Consider the following 22,361-nt stretch of genomic DNA (forward strand, 5'->3'; position numbering starts at 1 on the left):
GCCGACCTCGCCGTCAGCGCCCTCAACCCCTCCCAGGACTCCTGGGACCAGGCCCCCGCGGCGACGGCGCTGGAGACCGCGCTGCTCGCCGAACTCGCCGCCCTGGTCGGCTACGACCCCGCCCGGGCCGCCGGCGTGGTCACCTCCGGCGGCACCGAGTCCAACCTCATGGGCCTGATGCTCGCCCGCGACCAGAAGCTCGACGGCATCGTCGAACTCGACGGGCTCCTCGGCCTGCCCGCCGGCGTCCGTCCCCGGATCTTCGCCTCCCGGGCCGCGCACTTCTCGGTCCAGCGGGCTGCCGCCCTGCTCGGCCTCGGCGAACGCGCCGTCGTCCCCGTCGACGTCGACCGCGACCTGAGGATGGACCCGGTGGCGCTCGAACGCGCCCTGGCAGAGGCGAGTTGGGCCGGACACACCCCCGTCGCGGTGGTCGCCACCGCCGGCACCACCGACACCGGCGCCGTCGACCCGCTGCCCGCCGTCGCCGAACTCGCCGCCCGCTACGACGCCTGGCTGCACGTCGACGCCGCGTACGGCGGCGGCGCCCTGCTCTCCGACCGGCTCGCCCCGCTGCTCGACGGCATCGAACGCGCCGACTCCGTCTCACTGGACTGGCACAAGCTCGGCTGGCAGCCGGCCGCCGCCGGCGTCTTCCTGGTCCGCCACGCCGAGAACTACGTCTCGCTCGCCCGCCGGGCCGTCTACCTCAACCCGGCCGACGACGAACAGGCGGGCTACCCGAGCCTGTTGGGACTCTCGCTGCGCACCACCCGGCGGCCCGACGCCTTCAAGCTCGCCGTCACCCTGCGCACCCTCGGCCGCGCCGGGCTCGGCCGGCTCGTCGACGCCTGCCACGACCTCGCGCGGTACGCCGCGGACACCGTCCGGGCCGAACCGGAACTGGAGCTGCACGCCGAACCCGTGCTGACCGCCCTGCTGTTCCGCTACCGCCCGGCAGGCCCGGCCTCCCCACGCCCCGACGCCGACCCGGCCGCGCTCGACCCGGCCGCGCTCGACCGGGTCAACGCCGAGCTGCGGCGCGAACTGCTGCGCGGCGGACGGGCCGTGGTCGGCCGGACCGAACTGCCCGGCGAGGGTCCTGGCCGGGTCCGGCTCAAACTGACCCTGCTCAACCCGCACACCACCCCGGCCGAGGTGGACGGCCTGATCGCCGAGGTCGTCCGGGCCGGCCGCCAGGCCTGGCGCTGGGTCGGCCGGTAGGGCGGGTCAGACGCTCCCGGTGGGTGTGGGCACGGCCGCAAGCAGGTGGTAGTCCACGCCCACCGTGACCGCCGGGTCGGAGGCCGCGCCCCGGACCGTCAGCTCGTGGCTGCCGGGCGCGAGCGGGTCCATCCGCACCCACAGGCCGCACGACCAGGTGTTGTTGCCGTGGGCCGCGAAGTCGCCGAAGGCGTTGCCGGCGACCCCGGACAGCTTGATCCTGGTCGCGCCGAGCGGCTCGACGGCCAGCGGGACGCCGTCCAGGACGGCGGAGCCCGTGGCCCGGTCCATGAACGTCGTGCAGTCGGCGGCCTCGCCGGTCCTCGTCACCAGGGGGAACAGCACCGGAAGGCCGACGGGGACGGTGCAGGTGCGCTCGACCGCCTCCCCGCCGGTCGTCCCGGCCAGGTACCAGATGTCCTCGGGCTGGCGCTGGGCGCACCACTGGCCGCTCCGGTCGAGCACCGGGCTGCGGTCCGCGGGGCTCGCCGCCGCCCAGTTCCACCAGCCGAACTGCACCTCCGCCGAGGTCAGCGTGTGCACCGCGAGCGGCGGGGCGGGTGACTCCGCCGGCTCCTCGGCCGGCGTGGGCCGGGCCGGCGCGGCGGTGCGGTGGTCCGGTGCGGAGGTGCAGGCGGTCGCCAGCAGCAGCGCGCCGAGGGCCAGGACGGTCTGTTGCCGTGAGTTCATGATCGCGGAGTGTACGAGCCCGGCCGTCGGCCGCGCGCGGGGTTTTCCACGGTGGGGCCCGGGGCGCGAACCGGCCTGCGGCCCACGGCGCGACCCTGCCTGCGGCCTACGGTGTGAACAGGATCTCGCGGCACCGCTCCCAGGTGGCCGGGTCGGCCGCGACGAGCAGGCCGTCCTCGCCGCCCGGGGCCTCGGGGCGGTAGGGGGAGCCGTCGAGGCGGGCGGCGCGGCCGCCGGACTCGGCCACCAGGAGGGAGCCGGGGGCGTGGTCCCAGGGCAGGGTGCGCCAGTAGAGGATGAAGTCGGTGCCGCCCTCGGCGACGTCGGGGTACTCGACGCCGGCGGCGTGGCGGCCCGCGGTGAGTCCGCCGAAGGCCTCGGCGTTGGCCTCGATCAGACGGCGGCGGGACGGGTCCAGGAACCGGCTCTTCACCGAGCCGCGCCAGGCAGCCGGGTCGGTGCCGGCGGGCGCGCGGGTCAGCCGGTGGCCGTCGCGCCAGGCGCCGGAGCCGAGTTCGGCAGTGTAGGTGGTGGCGGTGGCCGGCTGCCGGATCCAGGCGGCGACGGTCCGGCCGTCGCGCACCAGGGAGACCATCACCGCGTAGTCGGGGCGGCCGGCGACGAAGTTGGCGGTGCCGTCGACGGGGTCGACCAGCCAGACGGCGGGTTCGGTGTGCAGGGCCCGGGCGAGCGCCGGGTCGGCGGCCACCGCCTCCTCGCCGACCACCGGGACGGGCAGCAGTTCGCGCAGCCGCCGCGCGATGATCAGCTCGGCCTCGCGGTCGGCGATCGTGACCACCTCGCCGGGGGCCTTCTCCATCACCTCGCCCGAGGCCAGCGCCCGGAACCGGGGCTCCACCGCCTCGGCCGAGGCCTCGGCGATGATGTCCGCCACCTTCTCCATCAGCACGTGCCCGCTCCCTTCGTCGCTACCACCTTTGCACGTCAGTACGGGTCGGGTGGGTGGCGGGTACGACCGGCGGCCGACGGATCCTGGAATCCGTGGTCGGACCTCCGGAATCCGTCGGCCGTCAGGGGCTGTCCCTCAGCGGTCCTCCGTCGGGTCGTCCGGGTAGCCGTCCAGGTAGTGGAAGCCGGGGCGGGGGTGCATCAGGAATTCGTGGTGCGAGATGTTCCACGCGTACGCCCCGGCCAGGTCGAAGAGCACCCGGTCGCCCGTACGGAGGCGGGCGGCGGCCGGGGCGGCGTGGGCGAGCACGTCCTTCGGGGTGCAGAGCTGGCCGGTCAGGGTGGCCCGGCCGGTGGTCACGGCGGGCCGCTCCCACGGATGGGGCCAGTCCTCGACCGGCAGGGTGCCGAACGGCTGGCTGTGGCCCCGGGTGGCCGGGGTCCGCAGGTGGTGGGTGCCGCCGCGGACGACCGCGAAGTCCTCGCCGTGGCTGCGCTTCACGTCCAGCACCTCGGTCGCGTACCAGCCGCAGTACGCGGTGAGCGCCCGGCCGGGCTCGATCCGCAGGACCAGGTCCGGGTGGCGGTCCAGCAGCTTGCCGAGGCCCGCGCCGAACGCGACCCAGTCGAACCGGGCGTCCGGGTCGGCGTAGTCGACGGCCATGCCGCCGCCCACATTGACCTCGTCCAGCGCGAAGGCGTGCCGCTCGGCCAGACGGGTGGACCAGCCGACGATCTGCTCCGCCAGCGCCAGGTGCTCGGCGGCCGCCAGCCCGCTCGCCAGATGGGCGTGCACACCGCGCAGCCGCAGCCGCCGCCGGACGGGGTCCAGCGGGCCGACCGGCTCGGTGAGCAGGCGGACCGCGGCCTCGGCGCGGTCCGGGTCCAGCCCGAACGGGGTCGGGCGCCCGCCCATCGCCAGCGCCACGGAATCCAGCGTGCCCGCCCCGACCGGCAGGTTCACCCGCAGCAGCACGTCCACGGCCGCGTCCGGCCGGTCGGCCAGCACGGCGGCGAGGCGGTACAGCTCCTGCTCGCTCTCGACGTGCCAGCGGTGCACACCGGCGTCCACGGCGGCGGCGATCTCGGCGGGCGTCTTGCCCGGCCCGCCGAAGGCCAGCGGGGCGTCCGGGACGGCCGCCCGGACATGCGCCAACTCGCCTCCGCTGGAGACCTCGTAGCCGTCCACGGCCTCGCTCAGCGCGGCCAGCACCGGGGCCTCGGGATTGGCCTTGGCCGCGTAGTAGAGCTCGACCCGCTCCGGCAGGGCGGCCCGGACGGCGGCGGCGTGCTTCCGCAGGGCCGCCAGGTCGTAGACATAGGCCGGGAGTTGCTCCGGCTGAAGCTCGGCGGTCCGGCGGCGGACGGCGTCGGTGGCGGTCATCGGGTCCTTCCGGCGGCGACGGGCGGGGCCTGGACGGGCTGGGGAATCCGGGCGGTAGGTGGGGCGAGCGGTGCGGGTGGGGCAGGTACGGCGGACGAGGCGCCGGTGCGGCCGGTGCGGCCGGCGCCGCGGTGGGCGGCCTCGGCCAGCACGGAGCGGGCCAGCGGCGAGGCCATCCGGACGTACCCGGCCGCGCGGTCGGCCTTGCGCTCCCAGCGGGTGAGCAGGTTGGCCTTGCCCGGCAGCGGCACGCCGGCGAGCAGCGCGCGCAGCCGGGGCGGGCAGCCGTGCTCCGCCGCGTACTCCTCCAGGACGCGGCGGACCGCCTCCCAGAGCGCGCCCTCCGCCGCCGGGTGCAGGTCGGCGACGGCGGCGAGCAGTTCGGCCACGTGGTTGACCAGCAGGCAGTAGACCACCCGGTCCCAGCCCCGCTCGGCGTCGTAGGCCATCGGCCCGGCCACCTCGGGCGGCAGTGCGGCGAGCAGTCCGGCGTGCCGCTCGGGGACGAGCTTCGTGCCCTCCAGGTCGCGGAAGAGCACCTGGGCCGGGCGGCCGGCGGCGTCCACGCCGATCAGGACGTTCTGCAGGTGCGGTTCGAGCACCACGCCGTGGTCGAAGAAGGCGGCCAGCACCGGCGGGACCAGCAGCCGCAGGTACGCCGTCCACCAGTCGAGCGCGCGGGCCGGGTCGCCCGGGTCGGACAGCAGCCGGGAGATGTGCGCCGAACTGGTCGGGTACTCGTCGGCGACGGCGGCGGCCAGCAGCGGGGTGACGTCGGGGTGCAGCGAACCCCCGAGGCCCTCGCGGACGATCAGGCCGAAGCCCTCGTACAGCGCCCGGTCGGGCCGCCCGTCGGACCCGGGCAGGGCGAGGGTGCGGAACGCCGGCTCGCGCAGTACGGCGGCGTCCGGGAACCGCTCGGCCAGGTCGGCCAGCACCGGGGCGAGCAGCCGGGTGAGGGTGACCGCGCCGGTCAGCTCGTAGGCGGCGTTCTTGCGCAGGCAGTTGGTGATCCGCACATTGAGGCTGAACTTGAGGAACGCGCCCGCGCCGTACAGGGTGCGCACCGAGGCGGTGGCCGCGAAGGGGGTGCCGCCGGGGCCGAGGTCGACGATGTCGCCGCGCTCCAGCGCCCCGCGCAACAGGGGTTGGTCGCTGAGGAGTTCGTACTGCCAGGGGTGGGCGGGCAGCAGTCGGTAGCCGTCCGGGACGGCGGCGAGGCCGTCGAGCAGGGCGGTCGCGGCCGGGTCGGCGGAGGCCTCGGCGATCAGTTCCTGCCGCACGGCGAGGTGGCGCAGCGGGAACTCGGCGCGGGCCTCGGGGGCGTAGTCGCGCCAGTCGCCGCGTTCGGCGGAGCGGGACTTGGGCGCGGGGTGGAACCGGTGGCCGAACAGCAGGGCCTGCTCGGACTCCAGGTAGCGGTTGGGGCCGGGCCGGGGGCGGTCGGCCAGGGCGGTGGAGACCGCCGTGTGGCTGGAGGCGAGCTGGCCGAGGAACTCCTCGTTGACCGTGCCGGTGCGCAGTTCCAGTTCGCCCTGGACCTGGCGGGCGAGTTCGTGCCAGTCCAACGCGCGCCAGCCGCCGGGGTGTTCCTCCTCCACCGGTCCGGTGAAGCGGTGTGCGCCGATCAGCGAGGTGCGGCGCAGGGCGACCCGGAGCAGGGTGCCGCGCCGGGGGAGGCGGATCAGCAGGCGCCCGTCGGTGACGGCGGTCTGGTGTTCGGGGGCGGACACCTCGCGCAGCAGGCAGTTGAGCAGGGTATGGACCACGGCATGGTCGGCGGTGGGCAGTTGGTGCGTCATGAGCGACTCCAACGCTGGCGGGAGTGGGAGGAGAGTGCGGTGGCCGCGACGGCGGCCAGGAGTGCGGCGGCGGTGCCGACCAGCACGGGGGAGGTGGCGCCGAACCGGCCGTTGACCAGCGCCGCGACGGCGCCGGCGGCCACGGCGCCGCCCTTGGAGACGAATTCGAGCGAGCCGAACAGTCGCCCGGGTGCCCGGCCGCGGCACGCCTCGGCGGCGAGCACCGAGAGGCAGACCAGGCCGAGGGTGAGTCCGGCGCCGAGCAGCAGCCGGACGGCGACGAAGGCCGGGAGCGAGTCTGCCAGGGAGTGCCCGGCGAGGCCGAGCGCGACGAAGCCGAAGCCGAGCGCGATGCCGGTGTGCGGGCGGTGCAGGAAGGCGGTGTGGGTGCGGGCCGCGAACGCCAGGTAGCACAGGTGGGGCAGGGCGAACAGCACGCCCGTGGTGGTGCCGGAGACCCCGGGGAGGCGATCCTCGGCCAGGGCTATCAGGTAGGGGAAGGAGATGATCGTGGCGAAGACGAAGGCGAACTCCAGGCCGTAGAGCACGCGCAGGGGTGTGCGGCCGGCTGGTTCGTCGGCGGGGGCGCCCGTCGACGGGGCCACGGTCCCGGACTCGTCCACGGCTGCGGCCAAGACCCCGGGTCCGGCCCCGTCCGCTGTCTTCGCCCCGGGGCGGCCCGGCTCCGGCAGCAGGGAGAGCAGCACCGCCGCGGCCAGCGGCAGTACGGCCATCAGCAGGTACTGCCGGTGCGGGTCGATCCACGGCGACAGCGCGCCCACCAGGATCGGCGCCGCCACCAGCGCGGCCCGGGCGCTGCCCTGCATCAGGGTGAGCGCCCGGGACAGCCGGGCGCCGTCGAGGGCGGCGGCGAGGTAGCCGTTGGTCGCGGCGAAGGTGCCGCCGAGGAAGCCCTGGAGCACCAGCGCGAGGGTGAACGCGGGCAGCGAGTCGGCGGCCCCGGCCAGCAGGAAGGAGACTGCGAGGCCGAGTTGGGCGCGCAGCAGGAGCCGCTTGCGGCCGTACCGGTCGGCGAGCCGCCCCCACAGCGGGGCGCCGAGGGCGCTGAACACGGTGGGCACGATGTAGAGCACGCCCGCCCAGCGTCCCTGCGGGTCGCCGAGTCCGGGCAGGATCGCGGTCAGGTAGGGCGGCAGGCCGAGGGCGGCGAAGGAGGCGACGAAGTAGCAGGCGGCGACGGCGTGCACCTGGCGCCGACCGATTCCGCCCGGTGGGGCGGCGTCGCGTTCGGACTGCCGGGGCAGCGCGTCGACGGTCACCGCGCCGGTCCTGGCTCGTTCGTGGAACGCTGTTGCGGCAGCAGGTAGTTCGGGCCGTCGGTGTAGTGCTTGTTGATGTCGGCGGCGCCCGAGCGCTGCTTGCTGAGCAGGGTGCCGGCGGTGACCATCGCCTTGACCGGGAGCCGTTCGGCGTCGAGCAGGGCGGCACGCAGCGGTTCGGCGGCCGGTCCGGTCCGCTCGACGGCCTCGGTCAGCCGCTTGCGCAGCAGGGCGAGCAGCTCGTCGAGTCCGGCCCGGCCGTGGGCGGCGAGGCCGAAGGCGAGCGAGCCGGCGCACAGGTGGCCGGTGATGGTGGTGAACAGGTCGGTGAGCCGCCGGTCGTCGTCGCCGAAGATCCGGGCGTCGTCGAACTCCTCGGGCGAGGGGGAGAGTTCGCCGAGGGAGGCGGCCAGACGTCCGGTGTGCAGGCGCGGGCCGTCGTCGTCCTTGTAGAGCAGGCGCAGGCCGCCGTCCTGGTCGAGGACGAGGGAGGTGTTCTGCTGGTGGGACTCCAGGGCGACGCCGTGGCCGAACAGTGCGGTCTGCCAGTCGAGCAGCAGGTCCAGCAGGGCGTCGTAGAGGGCGACCGGGTCGCCGCCGTGGAACCGGTCGGCGAGCCGGTCGACGACCAGGCGCCCGCCGGCGGCCCCCGCGGCCGAATCCGCTGCCGCGTCCGCGACCGGCGCCGGGCCGGGTGCGGACGGCGGCGCCGGGGCCAGCAGCGCGGCGAGCGGAACGGTCACGGACCGCTCCAGCCCCTCCGGGTAGCGGCGCAGCAGCACCGCCAGCAGCTCGTGCCCGGCGTGCGCCCAGGTCTGCTCGTCGGCGTGCAGGATCCGCCCGGCGAACCGGGGTTCGCGCGCCAGCACGGCCTCGACCAGCCGCTGTCCGGCGGCGCCGTCGACCAGCGTGCCGGGCTTGATGGTGCGGCGGTTCAGCCGGCCGAGGGTGGCGGTGGCCAGCGGCAGCTTCAGGTGGTGGACCGGGTCCTCGGCGACCGCCACCGTCCGCATCGAGAGGGTCGGGACGACGGTCAGGTAGGGACGCTCGGCGAGCACGGCGCGGCCGTCCAGGCCGGTGGCGCGCAGCGCCTCGTCCAGGGCCGGGCCGACGGTCAGCGGGTGCACCGGCAGGGTCTCCCAGGCGGCGTCGCCGCCGGGCAGGTCGAGGCCGAGCCAGCTCGGGGTGGGCCACCAGCGCGGCAGCGGGCGGTCGCCGTGCCGGGTGAGCGCGCCGGCCGGCAGGGCGAGCCAGCGCAGTTCGAAGGCGGGGTGGAACTCCGGTGCGTGGGAGCGCAGTTCGCGCTCGTCGAGGCCGGATCGGCCGCGGGCCGTCGGGTAGACCGGGTGGTCGAGGAAGGCGGCCAGGGTGTCGTGGCCGAGGGCGGCGGCGGGGCCGGTCCAGTGGGCCGGGTCGGGGCCGTAGAGGTCGGTGAGCGCGGTGTGCACCTCGGCGCGCACCCGCTCGTGCAGCTCCATGGTGGCGAGGGTCTGGCGGCACTCCTCGGCGAACGCGGCCCAGCCGGGCCGGTCCTCGGCGTCGGCGCGGGCGGCCAGCGCCGTCAGCGCGGCGTCCAGCTCCCCGATCCGGCGGCCGTCGACCTCGACGAGCGGCAGGCGCGCGCCGTACTCGCTCTGGAAGCCCTCGGGGGCGACGGGGACGGCGATGCCGTGCTCGGCGGCCACCAGCCAGGCGCCGTCGGCCCGGTGCTCGACCGTGCCGCCGGTGCGCAGTCCGAGCACGTCCTCGCGGACCAGGGCGGAGAGGACCCGGAGGGTGAGCAGCCCGGCGGGGGTGGCGGCGCGAGCAGCGGTGGCGGCCGGAGCGGCGGCGGGCGGCGTGGCGGCGGGCGGCGTGGTGGCAGGCGGCGTGGTGGCGGCGCTCACGGGGTGATCTCCCAGCGGTTGGCGGCCACGAACCGGGCCACGGCGGCGTCGACGGCGGCCTGCGCGGGGCCGACGGCCCAGATCACGCCCAGGTAGTCCCGGTTGGTGCGGTAGTGCTCGTGCCGTTCGCCGACCGGGCGCAGCGGCCGGTAGGCGAGCCGGACCCCGTCGACGTCCTCGTCGTACGGCCCGGGGGCGGCGGTGAGGGTTCCGGCCCGGTCGGCGCAGACCACCTCGTTGCGGGCGCGCAGCCGGGTGGCGGCGCAGCGTTCGCCGAGGTCGGCGGGGAGTTCGAGGCCGAGGTGGGCGGCGAGGATGTGCTCGAACAGCGGGACGCCGAGGATCTCGGCGAGCATGAGGTCGCACTGGTCGCCGATGGCGCGGTAGTTGACCTCGATGATCCGGGCCCGGCCGTCCGGCTGGACGACGAACTCGGTGTGGCAGGCGCCGAGTCCGACCCCGAGCGCGTCGAGCTGGGCCAGCACCTGGGCGACCGCGGCCGGCGGGTGGGCGGGGACGAACTCCAGCATCTCCTCGACGAAGTCCGGCGGCGGGGAGAGTCTGGTCCGGAACCCGCCGAGGACGTGCCGGCGGTGGCCGTCGCCCAGCGTCTCCAGGGTGTACAGCTGCCCCTCCAGGAACTCCTCGACGACGAGGGCGGCGCCGGGGCGCCGGTCCTGGATCTCCTCGGCGCGCCGGACCAGTTCCTCGATGTCGGCGACCAGCGAGACGTCCTCGCTGGCGACGCCCTCGCGCGGCTTGACCACGACGGGGAAGGGCAGCTCCGCCGCGCGCAGCACGGACGGGTCCTGCTCCGGGGCGAGTTCGACCGAGCGGACGGCGTCGAGGCCGGCGGCGGCCAGGTGGCGGCGGAGCTGGCCCTTGTTCTTGGCCCGCAGGGTGGCCTTCCAGTCCTTGGCCGGGAGGCCGAAGTACTCGGCGGTGAGCGCGGTCTGGGTCTGCAGGTGGTCGCTGTTGCTGAACAGGGCGAACGGCGCGTCGGCGGTGCCGGAGGCCCGGAGGCGGGAGATCAGCCCGATCACCTCGCGGAAGTCCTGCACCTCGCACTCGGTCACCTGCGGCGCGAACTCCAGGTTGGCGTAGGCGCGTCGGTGGGCCTCGGCGTGGTCGGTGAGGACGGTGACGGCGAGCCCGAGGCGGGCGGCGGCCGGGAGGAATCCGTCGGTCACCGAGTCGGTCGGGTTGAGGGCGAGCAGGTAGAGGCGCATGGCAGGGCGGGTCCTCTCCGGGTGGGCGGGCGAGCGGGCGGGGGCGGGCGCGGGGGAGCGCGGGCCGGCTCGGGTGCGGGCGAGGGTGAGGGTGTGCGAGGCGCGGGCGGTCGGCGGCGGGGCGGGCCGAGGGGCGGCTCCCGGCCGTCCCCCCGTCGCCGCTCCCGCCCCGTCCGTCCGGGCGCGGGGCCTACTGGGGGGCGTCGACGCCCGCGGCCTTGGCGATGTCGACCAGCATGGCGTCGGCGGCCTGGACACCGATGCCCGACATCCAGGTCTCGTCCGGCACGTTGAACACCTTGCTGTTCTTGACGGCGTTCAGGCCCTTCCAGACCGGCGTGTCCTGGACCTCGCTCTGCTTGGTCTTGGACGGGTCGTCGGCGACGGTGACGAAGACCAGGTCGGCGTCGGCCTGGTTGATCTGCTCGGCGCTGACCTCCAGGATGTTCTGGTCCACGTCCTGGGCGGCCGGGCGGGTCAGGCCGACGTCCTTCAGCACCACGCCGCTGTAGGAGGCCTTGGCGTAGAGGCGGGTCGGGCCGGCCACGAAGCGGACCACCGAGGCGGTCGGCGCGGTGCCGCCGTTCTTCGCCTTGATCGCCTCGCCGAGCTCGGCGGCGCGGGCCTCGTAGTCGGTGAGCGCCTTCTTGGCCTCCGCCTCCTTGCCGAGGGCCTGCGCGTAGAGGGCGAGGTTGGCCTTCCACGGGAAGCCGGTGGTCTCGGCGAGCACGGTCGGGGCGATCGCGTTGAGCTTGTCGTAGACCTTGGCGTGCCGGACCTTCGAGGAGAGGATCAGATCGGGCTTCAGGGAGGCGATCAGCTCCAGGTTCGGCTCGTTCATCGGGCCGACGTCCTTGGCGTCCTTGACCTTGTCCTTGAGGTAGTTCGGGAAGCCGCCCTCGGTCTTCATGTGCGGGGAGACCGCGCCGACCGGGGTGATGCCGAGGAGGGTGACGTCGTCCAGCTCGCCGCTGTCCAGGACCACCACGCGCTTGGGCTGGGCCTTGATCTCGGCCGTGCCGGCCGCGTGGGTGACGGTGCGCGGGAAGACGGCGGCCGCACCGGCGGCGGCCGAGGCGTCGCCGGCCGGCTCGGCGGTGTCGGCGGCCTTGCTGCCGCCGTTGCTGCCGCAGGCGGCGAGCAGGGTGGTGGAGAGGGCGACGGCGAGCACGGCGACGGGCAGTCTGCGGGCGCGGGCGGAGCGGTTCATGAAGGGTTCCTTGTCTCTGTTTCGGGGCAGGGCGGGGCGCCGGAACGACCCGCGAGGGGCGGGCGCGGCCGGAAGCGGGGGAGCGGAGCTCGGGGCAGGGGGCCTCAGCGCTCGGGGCCGACCGGGGCAGCGGGCGCGGCCGGTGCGGCGGCCCGTCTCGACCGGGCCCTGGGCACGACCAGCGGAGTGCCGGTCTCCGGGTCGGGCACGACCTGGCAGGCGACCTGGAAGACGCTCTCCACCAGTTCGGCGGTGAGGATGTCCCCCGGTGCCCCGGCGGCAGCGAGCCGGCCGTCCTTGAGGACGACCAGGTGGTCGGCGTACCTGGCGGCCTGGCCGAGGTCGTGCAGCACCATGACGACTGTCCGTCCGGCCTGCGCGTGCAGGTCGGAGACCAGGTCGAGCACGTCGAGCTGGTGGCGCAGGTCGAGGAAGGTGGTCGGCTCGTCGAGCAGCAGCAGGTCGGTGTCCTGGGCCAGCGCGAGCGCGATCCAGGCCCGCTGCCGCTGGCCGCCGGAGAGCCGGTCCACGTGCTGGTCGCGCAGCCCGTCCATGCCGGTGCGGGTGAGCGCGTCCTCGACCGCGGCCTGGTCGGCCCTGGACCACGGGGTGAGCATCCGCTGGTGCGGGAACCGGCCCAGCCGGACCAGCGCCTCGACGGTGACGGCCTCGGGGGTGACGGGCTGCTGGGGCAGCAGGCCCATCCGCTTGGCGAGCGTGCGGGCCGGCATCCGGTGGATGTCGGAGCCGTCCAGGGTGACGCTGCCGGCGGCCGGGTCCAGCAGCCGGACGAGGCCGCGCAGCAGGGTCGACTTGCCGCAGGCGTTGGGCCCGACGATGGCGGTGACGGCGTTGCCGGGCAGTTCGAGGTCGAGCCCGTCCACGACGGTCCGGTTGCCGTAGCGCAGGCCGAGGCCGTGGGCGGCGAGGCGGTTCGCCGACCGGTCGGCACCGGCGGCACCCGCGGTGCCGGTCGGGGCGGCCTCGGCCGCGGTGGTCAGGTCGGGGGTCATCAGCTGGTCCTCCGGGGAAGCCGGCCCTGGCGGATCATCAGCACCAGGAGCCAGGGCGCGCCGAGGGTGGCGGTGACGGCACCCACCGGCAGGCCGTGGACGGGGATCACATGCAGTACGAGGAGGTCGGAGGCGAGCAGCAGCAGGGAGCCGGTGAGGGCGGTGAGGCCGAGCGTGCCGAGGGTGGGCGGTCCGGCGAGCAGCCGGACCAGGTGCGGCACGGCGAGCGCGACGAACGCGACCGGCCCGGTGAGCGCCGCGGCGAGGGAGGCCAGGGCGATGCTGAGCAGGAGCAGCAGGACGCGGTCGCGCCGCGGATCGAGCCCGAGCCCGCCGGCCGAGTCGTCGCCGAGGTCGAGCACGGCCACCCGGCGCTGACCGAGCACCACGGCGACGCTGGTCAGCGCGACGGCGGAACCGCCGATCCAGACCTCGTCCCAGTTGCGGCCGTAGAGGGAGCCGGTGGTCCACTGCATCGCGGAGGAAGCCAGCTCGGCGGGGAACCGCACGATCATCAGATTGACGGCGGCGGCGAGGCCCTGCTGGACCGCGAGCCCGACCAGGACCAGCCGGGTGACCGCCATCCGGGAGCGCCAGGCGAAGCCGCCGAGCAGCAGCGCGGCCAGCAGTCCGCCGCCCAGCGCGGCCAGAGGAATGAGCTCCTGTGAGGCCCCGGTGGCGAGCATCAGGACGGCGCCGAAGGACGCGCCGCCGGTGACGCCGATGGTGTCGGGCGAGGCGAGCGGGTTGCGGAACAGGCGCTGGAGCATCGAGCCGGCCACCGCCAGCCCGGCGCCCGCGATCAGCGCGGAGACCACGCGCGGGGCGCGGAACTCCTGGACCACCAGGACGTTCCCGGGGTCGCCGGATCCGGCCAGCGCGCGCAGCGCCTCCCAGACCGTCATCCTGACCTGCCCGGTGCCGAGCGCGGTCCCGGTGAGCAGGACCAGCAGGACGGCGGCGACCAGCGACCAGGCGGCGGTCCGGGCGCGGCGGCGGGCGGCGGAGGTGCCCGGCCCCGGGGCGGTGCCGCCGGTGGCCCCGCCGGGGGCCCGGTCGGTGGCCCGGTCGAGGGCCGGGGCGCTCATCGCGCCACCTTGCGGGCCAGTACGGCGAGCAGCGGCGCGCCGAGGAACGCCGTCACGATGCCGACCTCCAGTTCGGAGGGGCGGGCCACCGTCCGGCCGAGCACGTCGGCGGTGAGCAGCAGTACCGGACCGGCGATCAGGCAGCCGGGCAGCAGCAGCCGGTGGTCGTTGCCGAGGAGCGGCCGGACCAGGTGCGGGGCCGCCAGCCCGATGAAGGCGACCGGCCCGGCGACGGCCACGGCGGACCCGGCGAGCAGCACGACGGCCAGGCCGCCGACCACCCGGATCCGGGCCACCGGCACGCCGAGCGACTGGGCGCTCTCGTCGCCGAGCGCCAGCGCGTTGAGCGAGGGCGCGACGGCGAAGGAGGCGAGCAGGCCGAGCGCCAGGAACGGCAGCACCGGCACGAGGGTGTCCAGGTGCCGCCCGGCGACCGACCCGGCCAGCCAGAACCGCGCCTCGTCCAGGGTGCGGTGACTGGCCAGCATCAGCGCGGAGGTCCACGAGGTGAGCACCACCGTGAGCACGGTGCCGCCGAGTGCGAGCCGGACCGGGTCGAGGTCCCCGCCGTGGCGGGACATCGCGTACGCGGCCACGGCCGCCACCGCCGCTCCGGCGAAGGCGAACCACACGTACTCGACCGGGCGGGTCAGTTCGAGGGTGTAGATCGCGGCGACCACGGCGAAGCTCGCGCCGGCGTTGATGCCGAGGGTGATCGGGGAGGCGAGCGGGTTGCGGGTGACGCCCTGGGCGACCGCCCCGGCGACGCCGAGCGCGGCCCCGACCGCGAGGCCGATGAGCGTTCGCGGCACCCGAAGCCCCGTCACCACATCGGCGTCGCCGCCGTGCTCATCGCCGGTCAGGGCGCCGACGACGGTGCCCAGCGGGATCGTGCGGGAGCCGAGCGCGAGGCTCAGTGCGGCGCACAGCGCCAGCAGGCCGAGCCCGGCGACCAGCACCAGGGGGAGCCGGGCCGCTGTGCGGGTTCTCGGGGCCGGGGTCGGGGGAGCCGGCGGATCGGTGGTGAGCACGGGGCGAGATATTAGGTTAGGTATACCTAAGTGAGTCAAGTTGCGGCCGGGTTGGTACGTACCGGGCGAGTCGGGGCGGCGAACGGCCCGGGGTGGCGCGAACCGGCCGATGAGTGCCTATAAGGTGAGCCTCACCTAACACGATCTCGGGAGTGCCGGTGATCTTCTCGGGTCCGCCCCTGCCTGCCGCCGTGCCCGTCGCGCCACGTCCCGCGAATCCGCTGGACACCGACTACCGGCTGCTGCTCGACCTCTGCCCGGTACTCCGGGTGCGGCTGCTCGCGACCGACGAGCCCGCCCCGGCCCGCGCGCTCGGCTGGTACTCCGCGGTGGAACTGGCGACCGATCCGGACGCGCTGGCCGACGCACTGGCCGGCGAGGCCGCCCGGATCGCCCCCGTCGCCGCCGGGCACGGCACCGCGCCGCGCCCCCATGTCGCCGCCTCCCGGCTGCTGCACCACTACCTCTGGTCGGTCTGCGTGCTGATCGCCGGACCCTGGCGGCTGGCGGGTCGCGTCCCGTCGATCGACGGCGCGAACCTGTGGTTCCACGCCCCTACGGGTGATTTCGCGCTGCGCCCGCACGCCCATGTCACCCTCCCGGGCGAGGACGAACTCCGGGCCGAACTGCGCGCCGCCGTCGTCGCCCACGTCGAACCGCTGCTGGCCGCCTTCGCCGCCCCCACCCGGCGCGGCACCAGGGCGCTGTGGGGCATGGTCACCGACGACCTCGCCTCGGCGATCTGGTACCTGGGCAAGCGGCTCGACGAGACGGCCGGGTCGCCGGTCCCGGTCGAGGAGGACGCCGCCGTCGCCGCCGCGACGGCCGTGCTCCCCGGGCACACCGACCCGCTCCTCGGCGCCGCGGACTTCCGCGTCCTGTGCGGGGAGGACGGCCGCGCCCACCACACCCGGACCCGCCTCGGCTGCTGCCTCTACTACGCGATCGAGCCCGCCCGGGCCTGCGTCACCTGTCCCCGCACGGGGGACGAGGAGCGCCTGCGGCGGCTCTGACGGGTCGCCGACGGGTGCCGGCGGTCTGTCAGGGGGCCTCGGTAGGCTCGGTTCCCGTGATCGACTCCACCGCCCACGTCCGCGTCGCGCGGCCCTCCCGGGACCTCGCGGCGGCCGAGCGCTTCTATGTCGACGGCCTCGGCCTGGCCGTCCTGTGGCGCACCGCCGAACACGTCCCCGGTGAGCACGACCTCATCATGGTGGGCCCGCCCGGGGGCGGTTGGCACTTCGAGCTGACCCACGACCCCGAGCGGCCGGTCGAACCGGCGCCCACCGTCGACGACCTCTTCGTGGTCTACCTCGGGGCGCCGGTGGACGAGGCGCTGGTCCGGCGGCTGGAGGCCAGTGGTGGTACGCGGGTGCCCTCGCACAATCCCTACTGGGACGAGCACGGTGTCACGGTCGCCGATCCGGACGGCTACCGGCTAGTGCTGTGCGCCCGGAACTGGACGTCCTGAGCGGCCGCGCGCTGCTCGGACGGTCCGACGGTCCGGTGTCGGATGACGGCCTACGGACCGCAGATGTGGAATCTGCCATCTGTTGGCCGCCATCCGTCGGGCGCCGTCCGCAGGACGCCATCTGCCGGACGTCAGTCGTCGGACGTCAGCCCCGGACCAGGAGACCGGCGAGGCGCCCGAGCTCGTCCCGGACGGACTCCCGCTCCTCGGCGGTGAGCCCCTCGGCGACCGACTCCGCCCGCCGGGTGAAGGCCTCGGCGCTGGCGCCGTCCGCCAGCCGGTGCGCCAGGTCGGCCCGCAGCGCCAGGATGCGGAACAGCAGCACCCGGGCGGGCGGCCCGTCCGGCGACTCCAGCGCCCGGTCCAGTACCCGGGCGGCCGCCGCCGGGTCCTCCTTGGAGTCGGCGAACAGCGCGGCGTGGTGCAGCGCCTTCGCGAACGGCTCGTCGGAGGACGGCCGGTGGTCCCGGACGGCACGGATCGGCTGACCGATCCGCAGGCAGTTGCCGCCGGGATCGGTCAGCAGGAACTCCCGCACACCGTGCGGGGTGTCGCCGAGCGCGCCCAGCCGGGGCAGGCCCTGGGTCGGCACCCGCCCGTAGGCGGACCGCAGGCCCTCCTGGAACGCGGCGTGCAGTGCGTCCACGTCGTCGGTGCGGACCAGGCAGGTGCCGTGGCCGGCACCCGGGTCGTACTGCTGCATGCCGAGGAAGTGCAGCTGGATGCCGCCGCGTTGGACGACTGCGTAGGGCTCGGGAGTTCGCTGATGGATCGTCACTTCGAAGCCGAGCGCGGTGTAGAAATCGAGCACCGGCGGGAGTGTTTGACAGGGCAGGATCGGGACCGTCGATTCGACCATGCTCGCTGACTTTACCCCTGGTTGACCGCGAAACGGACGCTTCCGCTCAGATGTCGGCCACGTGCTGCCGGGCCCGCGCACCGGTGGCCACCGCCGGTGGTCGTTCCGGACGACGACCCGCTACCGCTCCGGTACGACGGGCACCAGTCGCTTGACCATCACCCGTTCCCCGAAGGCCCGTTCGGCCCCCGGTACGCCGCCCCCGACCGACCGGTCCGGCGTGCTCGGCGCGCACGGCGCGTCCGGCTCGTCCGCGTCGGTGAACCCGTTGCGCCGGTACAGCGCCTCGGCCGGTGCGTTGCCCGCGAGCACGGCGAGCCGCAGCGAGGTGCGGCCCGTCCGCCGGGCCCATGCCTCCACGGCGGCCAGCAGCCGGTCCCCGGTCCGCCGCCCCCGGGCCTCCGGGCCGACCCAGAGCGAACGCAGCTCGGCCGCCCCGTCCCGCCCGGGCGAGGGAATCCCGCCCGCCAGCCCGACCGGCCGCCCGTCCGCCGACACGGCGACGACGTGCACGGCGTCCCGGCGCGCGAACCGGGCGCGCCACTCCTCCTCGCCGCCCGTCGGCCAGTCCGACAGCCGCACCTTGAAGGCGTGCGGCGCGTCGCGGAGCGCGGCCAGCCGGGCGTCCCGCCACAGCGGCCAGTCGTCCGGGTCGGCGGGGGTGAGGAAACGCAGATCGATCACGGCCGCAGTCTGCGCCCGCGCGCCGCGGCCCGTCCAGGGTGCCTCTGCGGAGACCGGCGGTCCGGACGGCCAACTGTGCCGGCGCGGTGAGGAATCGGCCTGGTCTCTCCCGGGTGCCGGGCGCCGGACGGCTACCCGACGACGGCGGTCGCGCCGGTGGCCTCGGGCGCGCCGGTGGTCTCGGGCGCCCCGGGCGCGGACCGGCGGCGGGCCTCCCACTCCCGGCGGAGCAGGCCGAACAGCAGGCGGTCGTAGCGGGCCCCGGCGAGCAGGACGGCGTCCCTGCGGCGTCCCTCCTCCTGGAAGCCGAGCCGGGCGAACGCCCGGGCCGCCCGGGTGTTGCCGCTCCAGGTGTCCAGCTCCAGCCGGTGCAGCGGGAACATGCCGAACAGGTGGTCCACCAGCAGGCCGAGGGCCTCCGAACCGTAGCCGTGGTCCCAGAACTCCCGTTCGCCGATGAAGATCCCGAGCTCGGCGACGCCTTCGTACGGGTCCACGTCGCGGTAGTCGACCATGCCGATCGGGCGGCCGCCGGCCTTCTCCTCGACGGTGAGGATGCCGGCCTCGCGCGGGTCGAGGCGCAGGATCCGGGCGAAGCGGTCGGCCAGTGCCTCGGCGGTGGTCGGGCCGAAGCGCGGGTCGCCGGCCGCCGCCAGCCGCACCACCTCCGGGTCGTTGCGCCAGCGGAGCTGGTGTTCCGCGTCCTCAGCGCGCAGGGCGCGCAGCCGTACCGCTGTACCTTCGATCATGGTCGGATGGTAGGCCGCGCACCGCGCTCCCGGCACCTGCTTTCCGGGCCGCGAGGGTCCGCCGGTCGCAAGGTGCCCGTCAGCCCACGGTGACCCGGACCTCCTTGCTGGCCAGCGTCCGGCAGGAGGCCGGGTTCTGCGCCTCCTTGCAGCTCGCGAAGTCGACATACCGCCAAGTGAGGGTGGTGCTCCCGGCGGCGGTGGCGGTCCAGCTCTGGCGGACGGTGTGGCCGCAGCCGGCGGTGTTCGGCGCGCAGGTGCTCTGCTTGCTGTCGGCGTCCCGGCGCAGCGGGCCGGTGTCGCCCGGGTCGACGAGCCGCCAGCCGTGCGGCAGCGGCGCGACCCGCACGTCCATGCCGAACGTCCGGCCGACGGCGAGGTGCACGTCGCTCGGCTCGAAGGCGGGCTGCTTGCCGCCGGCCACCGCCTCCGCGTCGAGGTCGGCGGGCAGGGCCAGCAGCGCGGCGGGGGGTCCGCCGCCGGAGCCGCCCGAGCCGCCGGACGAGCACCCGCTCAGCGCCGCCAGCCCGGCGGCGAGCACGGCGGCTACGGCGGTGGGGACCGTTCGAACCCTCATGCCGCACCGCCCGCCCGGGCGTCCCGGCGCAGTTCGAGCAGCGCGGCGACCTCGGCCAGCCAGCGCGCGAACAGGTGCTCGCGCCCCACGTCCGCCCCGGTCGCCGCCGCGGCCTGCAGCCAGCTGCGGACGAGCGCCGTGCCGGACTCGCCGATCACCGGCTCGGGCAGCGCGAGCGCGGCCGCGAAGCCGCCCGCCCGCACGTGCCGGGCCAGGAAGCCCAGGGGGTACGGGCCGATGCCCGCGGCCTCGGCGCGGTGCGCGGCGGCGATGGCCGCCTCGGTGAACAGGGCCTGGCGCGGCCCGCCGGCCAGCAGCAGACCGCGGGTGACGGCGGCGGGCACGTCGAGGTCCGCCAGCTCGGCATCGGACCGGACGGTGGTCATTTCGGCAGCTCCAGGGCGGTCGACTGGTTGAGCGGGTGGTCGCCGGGGGTGAGTCCGCCGAGCTGGCTGTTGACGAACTGCTCCTCCGTCACCCAGGAGGTGAAGCCCCACGGGTTGTAGATCTGGAGCTTGTCGCCGTCCCGGCCGATGATCATCATCTGGTGGCCGGAGTCCTCGTTGCGCACGGTGATCGGCACCGGCAGGCCCTCGTCGACGGACTTCTCGATCCGGGTCACCGCGGCGCGCCGGTCCTCGTCGCTCTTCAGCTCGACGTGCTCGTAGTCGGCCCCGGTGGCCCGGCCGAGGTCCTTGTCGGCCAGGTAGGTCTGGGCCGTGGCGCCGAGCCCGGCGTCCACCTGCGGGTAGACCTTCTTGTTGCCGTCGGCCCGCTGGCCGTCCTTGTACTCGCCGAGGTAGGCGTCCTGGAGGCGCTGCCCGAAGTTCTCCGGCGAGTCGGCGCCGGGGGTGTCGGGTGTGCCGCCGGTGGTCAGCTGGAACATCAGCAGCGGGTCCAGCTTGGCCTGCGCGATGACGGTGGAGGCGGCGACGCAGTCGCTGACGTTGCGCTGCGAGTAGACGCCGTAGCCGTCGATGCTGACCGGCTGCCCCTGGTAGGTGACGTCGAGGTTGTCGGAGGACTCGCGCCGGGTGTCGTCGGTGGAGGTGGCCGGTACGAGGTGCTGGGCCAGCCAGGCCGGATCGTCGCCGTGCGGGTGGATCTGCGCGTCGAACCGCTGGATGTCCGCCACCGAGTGCCCGGCCGCCAGCGCCTTCCACAGGTAGGCGGACTCCTCGGGGGACTTGGCACCGGAGAGCAGCGCGCGGAACGCCGCCTGGTCGGCGCCGGTCATCACCCCGAGCACCTGGTTCGCCCGGTCGAGCTGGTTGGGGGTGAGGATGTAGTCGCCGTCCTCGCCCGCGCCGGGGTTCTTCTCGGTGGCCAGCACCACCGCCGCCAGCGGGTCGATCGAACCGTCACCGGCCCGCGCCGCGCGGGCCTTGGCGGCGAGCTGGTTGAGCTTGCCGGCGGTGCCGGTGCCGCAGCTCTCGGCCCGCCGCGCGGCGGCCAGCCGGGCGTCGACGCCGGCCAGCGCCGTCTCGCGGGCGCCCTGGTCGAAGCCGGTCGGGTCGTGCCGGGCGCGTTCGCCGGCGTCGTGCAGCTGCTGGCGGCCCTGGGCGTCGGTGGACTTCGCCCACTGCAGGTCGTTGGCCCAGGCGTCGAGCACCTTGGCGGCCTCGGCGAGGGTGTCCTTGGAGGTCGTGGTCTCCGCCGACATCGCGTGCACAGCCTGGGTCGCGTGCTCGGCGACCGAGCCCGTCCACACCGAGGGCAGCTGGTTGGCCGCCACCCCGGACAGGTCGGTGGTGGCCTTGGCGAAGGAGGCCGCCGCCTTCGAGTAGTCCTGCGCCCGGGCGCGGACCGCCGCCGGGTCGCCGACCGGCTCCGGGACGGCGAGCGCCTCCTCGATGCCCTGCACCAGGTGCAGGTTCGGCAGCATGAACGTGAACTGCTCGATGCTGTGCCGCGCGTGCTCCAGATCCTTGACCTTGCTCACCGGCCGCCGCCGGCGGGCACCAGGCCGGAGGCGACGGCGTGCTCGGTGTTACGGTAGTTCGCCGTGGTGGTGGCCATCTTCTGGGACAGCTCCTCCAGCGCGCGCTGGGTCACGCCGATCTCCTTCGACCAGGCGCTGTCGAAGGATGACCAGGCGCGGTCCACGCCGAACTCGCCGAAGGCGGTGGACGCGTAGCAGACCGAGCCCGCGTACGCGGTCTTGGCCTCGGCGATGTCGGTCGCCGTCCGGCCCAGCTGCTCGGCGACGCCGTTCAGGCCCGCCACATTGACGCGGTATCCGTCCGGGCCGGCCGATCCGCCCGGCCCGGAGCCGTTGACGGTGCCGCCGGCGGCGCCGGGCACTGTTCCGTCGCTCATGTTCGTCGTTCCCCCCGTGCTGCGGGCCGTCCGCCGGCCCGGGTCGGTCGGCGCCGCAGTGGTCCGCGCGGCAGCCGAGCGGCGAGCCTAGCGCCTGCCGTCGGCCGGGGGCCGCGCGCGTCCGGCCGCCCGCCCCGGCCGCGCGATTTCTTCACGCGGGGAGCGCGCGGGCTCCGCTTCGGGCGGTCCGTCCTTGGGACGCTCTTGGGGTTCGGCGTCCGGGCGGACCGAGTGGGCAGGGGTCAGCCGACGAGGTCGCGCCGCATTCGGTCGAGGATCAGGCCCGCGCCGGTGTAACCGATGCCGAGCATCCAGAGGTTGTCGTCGACCTGGTGGACCCTGCCGTTGCGCACGGCGTCGAGCCCGTTCCACAGGGTGCCGCCGACGATCCTGGCGTGGTCGGACTTCGCCGGGTCGCCGTAGACCGAGTAGAAGATGACGTCGGCCGCGGCCTGGTCGACCTGCTCGGGGCTGATCTCCAGCGCGAAGCCGGACTTGTTCTGGTTGGCCGGGCGGCCGAGGCCGAGGTCGGTGAGGATCGAGCCGACGAAGGTGTCGTTGAGGTACAGGCGGGTCGGCGCCCCGGCGACGAAGCGGGCCATCCCGACCTTGAGCGCCGCCGCCTTCTCCGGCCCGCCGAGCGCCGCGACCAGCTCGGCGGCCTTCGCCCGGTACGCCTGCTCGGCGGCCGCCGCCTCCGGCTGACGCCCCAGCGCCTCGGCGTGCAGCCGGACGTTCTCCTTCCAGGCCGGGCCGGTGGTCCTGCTCAGCACCGTCGGCGCGATCTTGGACAGCTCGTCGTAGCGCTTGTCGTCGCGGACCTGGCTGCCGAGGACGAGGTCGGGGCGGAGTCCGGCGATCACCTCCAGCTGGGGCGAGCCGATGACGCCCACGGCCTTGACGCCGGTGAGGCGTTCGGCGGGCAGGTAGGCGGAGAGCGGCGCGCCGGCGGCGAC

Annotated in this window: 22 protein-coding genes; 3 read left to right on the forward strand and 19 right to left on the reverse strand. The window is 75.3% G+C overall.

All coding sequences use genetic code 11. The features are described from left to right. Positions 1-1,224: aminotransferase class I/II-fold pyridoxal phosphate-dependent enzyme (locus tag BI06_RS03475; RefSeq protein ID WP_043464966.1), on the forward strand; the 1,224-nt coding region annotated here is incomplete at its 5' end. A 6-nt stretch (positions 1,225-1,230) separates the two neighbouring features. Here BI06_RS03475 and BI06_RS45860 read toward each other — a convergent pair. The 11 genes from BI06_RS45860 to BI06_RS03530 form a co-directional block, all read right to left on the reverse strand. Further along, the gene (locus BI06_RS45860) at positions 1,231-1,914 is read right to left on the reverse strand and encodes a hypothetical protein (protein ID WP_051740182.1); all 684 of its coding nucleotides are present in this window, start codon (positions 1,912-1,914) and stop codon (positions 1,231-1,233) included. A gap of 106 nt (positions 1,915-2,020) precedes the next feature. Beyond that, a complete protein-coding gene (locus BI06_RS03485; protein WP_043465914.1) occupies positions 2,021-2,818 on the reverse strand; it encodes an inositol monophosphatase family protein in 798 nt (265 codons plus the stop codon). A 141-nt stretch (positions 2,819-2,959) separates the two neighbouring features. Further along, entirely contained in the window at positions 2,960-4,207 is a 1,248-nt protein-coding gene (locus BI06_RS03490) for a type III PLP-dependent enzyme (protein ID WP_043464969.1), read from the reverse strand. Beyond that, a complete protein-coding gene (locus BI06_RS03495; RefSeq protein WP_082558236.1) occupies positions 4,204-6,009 on the reverse strand; it encodes an IucA/IucC family siderophore biosynthesis protein in 1,806 nt (601 codons plus the stop codon). The genes BI06_RS03490 and BI06_RS03495 overlap by 4 nt, the downstream gene beginning before the upstream one ends. After that, positions 6,006-7,289: an MFS transporter gene (locus BI06_RS03500; protein ID WP_233289990.1), complete on the reverse strand. Its 1,284-nt coding sequence runs from the start codon at positions 7,287-7,289 to the stop codon at positions 6,006-6,008. Before BI06_RS03500 ends, BI06_RS03495 begins: the two co-directional genes overlap by 4 nt. Next, positions 7,286-9,175, reverse strand: coding sequence for an IucA/IucC family protein (locus BI06_RS03505; protein WP_082558237.1), 1,890 nt, complete (start codon positions 9,173-9,175; stop codon positions 7,286-7,288). Before BI06_RS03505 ends, BI06_RS03500 begins: the two co-directional genes overlap by 4 nt. Continuing rightward, positions 9,172-10,404: an acetyl-CoA carboxylase biotin carboxylase subunit family protein gene (locus tag BI06_RS03510; RefSeq protein ID WP_043464972.1), complete on the reverse strand. Its 1,233-nt coding sequence runs from the start codon at positions 10,402-10,404 to the stop codon at positions 9,172-9,174. Before BI06_RS03510 ends, BI06_RS03505 begins: the two co-directional genes overlap by 4 nt. 190 nt (positions 10,405-10,594) lie before the next feature. After that, positions 10,595-11,614 carry an ABC transporter substrate-binding protein gene (locus BI06_RS03515; RefSeq protein WP_030391961.1) on the reverse strand — a complete coding sequence of 340 codons (1,020 nt, stop codon included), beginning with the start codon at positions 11,612-11,614 and terminating at the stop codon, positions 10,595-10,597. Between the two features lie 104 nt (positions 11,615-11,718). After that, the gene (locus BI06_RS03520) at positions 11,719-12,627 is read right to left on the reverse strand and encodes an ABC transporter ATP-binding protein (RefSeq protein WP_082558238.1); all 909 of its coding nucleotides are present in this window, start codon (positions 12,625-12,627) and stop codon (positions 11,719-11,721) included. After that, complete coding sequence (locus BI06_RS03525; protein ID WP_043464975.1) at positions 12,627-13,715, reverse strand: iron chelate uptake ABC transporter family permease subunit; 1,089 nt, start codon at positions 13,713-13,715, stop codon at positions 12,627-12,629. The genes BI06_RS03520 and BI06_RS03525 overlap by 1 nt, the downstream gene beginning before the upstream one ends. Then, positions 13,712-14,677 carry an iron ABC transporter permease gene (locus tag BI06_RS03530; protein ID WP_043465928.1) on the reverse strand — a complete coding sequence of 322 codons (966 nt, stop codon included), beginning with the start codon at positions 14,675-14,677 and terminating at the stop codon, positions 13,712-13,714. The genes BI06_RS03525 and BI06_RS03530 overlap by 4 nt, the downstream gene beginning before the upstream one ends. A gap of 260 nt (positions 14,678-14,937) precedes the next feature. Here BI06_RS03530 and BI06_RS03535 point away from each other — a divergent pair, with 260 nt between their 5' ends. Together BI06_RS03535 and BI06_RS03540 are read left to right on the forward strand one after the other, a co-directional pair. Continuing rightward, positions 14,938-15,759, forward strand: a complete 822-nt coding sequence (locus BI06_RS03535; RefSeq protein ID WP_233289991.1) for a (2Fe-2S)-binding protein — start codon at positions 14,938-14,940, stop codon at positions 15,757-15,759. 56 nt (positions 15,760-15,815) lie between these two features. Further along, complete coding sequence (locus tag BI06_RS03540) at positions 15,816-16,217, forward strand: VOC family protein (RefSeq protein WP_043464978.1); 402 nt, start codon at positions 15,816-15,818, stop codon at positions 16,215-16,217. A gap of 145 nt (positions 16,218-16,362) precedes the next feature. Here the strand turns inward: BI06_RS03540 and BI06_RS03545 are convergent, their stop codons facing one another. The 8 genes from BI06_RS03545 to BI06_RS03580 all read right to left on the reverse strand — a co-directional run. Next, positions 16,363-17,076: a VOC family protein gene (locus BI06_RS03545; RefSeq protein ID WP_043464981.1), complete on the reverse strand. Its 714-nt coding sequence runs from the start codon at positions 17,074-17,076 to the stop codon at positions 16,363-16,365. Positions 17,077-17,196: 120 nt separating this feature from the next. Continuing rightward, positions 17,197-17,760, reverse strand: coding sequence for a GNAT family N-acetyltransferase (locus BI06_RS03550; protein ID WP_063794905.1), 564 nt, complete (start codon positions 17,758-17,760; stop codon positions 17,197-17,199). A 131-nt stretch (positions 17,761-17,891) separates the two neighbouring features. Next, a complete protein-coding gene (locus BI06_RS03555) occupies positions 17,892-18,509 on the reverse strand; it encodes a GNAT family N-acetyltransferase (protein ID WP_051740186.1) in 618 nt (205 codons plus the stop codon). Between the two features lie 79 nt (positions 18,510-18,588). Further along, entirely contained in the window at positions 18,589-19,086 is a 498-nt protein-coding gene (locus BI06_RS03560) for a hypothetical protein (protein WP_149030246.1), read from the reverse strand. Next, positions 19,083-19,472 (reverse strand): hypothetical protein, encoded by a 390-nt coding sequence (locus BI06_RS03565; RefSeq protein ID WP_030391971.1) that lies wholly within the window; start codon positions 19,470-19,472, stop codon positions 19,083-19,085. The genes BI06_RS03560 and BI06_RS03565 overlap by 4 nt, the downstream gene beginning before the upstream one ends. After that, a complete protein-coding gene (locus BI06_RS03570) occupies positions 19,469-21,028 on the reverse strand; it encodes a hypothetical protein (RefSeq protein WP_030391972.1) in 1,560 nt (519 codons plus the stop codon). Before BI06_RS03570 ends, BI06_RS03565 begins: the two co-directional genes overlap by 4 nt. Then, complete coding sequence (locus tag BI06_RS03575) at positions 21,025-21,405, reverse strand: type VII secretion target (protein ID WP_078879666.1); 381 nt, start codon at positions 21,403-21,405, stop codon at positions 21,025-21,027. Before BI06_RS03575 ends, BI06_RS03570 begins: the two co-directional genes overlap by 4 nt. Before the next feature lie 242 nt (positions 21,406-21,647). Continuing rightward, the coding region (locus tag BI06_RS03580) for an iron-siderophore ABC transporter substrate-binding protein (RefSeq protein ID WP_043465934.1) at positions 21,648-22,361 on the reverse strand (714 nt) is incomplete at its 5' end.

It is taken from the genome of Kitasatospora sp. MBT66, from assembly GCF_000710405.2.
Taxonomy (GTDB): domain Bacteria; phylum Actinomycetota; class Actinomycetes; order Streptomycetales; family Streptomycetaceae; genus Kitasatospora; species Kitasatospora purpeofusca.

Coding starts and splice junctions, on each gene's coding strand:
- BI06_RS45860 (WP_051740182.1), bottom strand. CDS start 1,914: ATGAACTCACGGCAACAGACCGTCCTGGCCCTCGGCGCGCTGCTGCTG.
- BI06_RS03485 (WP_043465914.1), bottom strand. CDS start 2,818: ATGGAGAAGGTGGCGGACATCATCGCCGAGGCCTCGGCCGAGGCGGTG.
- BI06_RS03490 (WP_043464969.1), bottom strand. CDS start 4,207: ATGACCGCCACCGACGCCGTCCGCCGCCGGACCGCCGAGCTTCAGCCG.
- BI06_RS03495 (WP_082558236.1), bottom strand. CDS start 6,009: ATGACGCACCAACTGCCCACCGCCGACCATGCCGTGGTCCATACCCTG.
- BI06_RS03510 (WP_043464972.1), bottom strand. CDS start 10,404: ATGCGCCTCTACCTGCTCGCCCTCAACCCGACCGACTCGGTGACCGAC.
- BI06_RS03515 (WP_030391961.1), bottom strand. CDS start 11,614: ATGAACCGCTCCGCCCGCGCCCGCAGACTGCCCGTCGCCGTGCTCGCC.
- BI06_RS03520 (WP_082558238.1), bottom strand. CDS start 12,627: ATGACCCCCGACCTGACCACCGCGGCCGAGGCCGCCCCGACCGGCACC.
- BI06_RS03525 (WP_043464975.1), bottom strand. CDS start 13,715: ATGAGCGCCCCGGCCCTCGACCGGGCCACCGACCGGGCCCCCGGCGGG.
- BI06_RS03545 (WP_043464981.1), bottom strand. CDS start 17,076: ATGGTCGAATCGACGGTCCCGATCCTGCCCTGTCAAACACTCCCGCCG.
- BI06_RS03555 (WP_051740186.1), bottom strand. CDS start 18,509: ATGATCGAAGGTACAGCGGTACGGCTGCGCGCCCTGCGCGCTGAGGAC.
- BI06_RS03560 (WP_149030246.1), bottom strand. CDS start 19,086: ATGAGGGTTCGAACGGTCCCCACCGCCGTAGCCGCCGTGCTCGCCGCC.
- BI06_RS03565 (WP_030391971.1), bottom strand. CDS start 19,472: ATGACCACCGTCCGGTCCGATGCCGAGCTGGCGGACCTCGACGTGCCC.
- BI06_RS03575 (WP_078879666.1), bottom strand. CDS start 21,405: ATGAGCGACGGAACAGTGCCCGGCGCCGCCGGCGGCACCGTCAACGGC.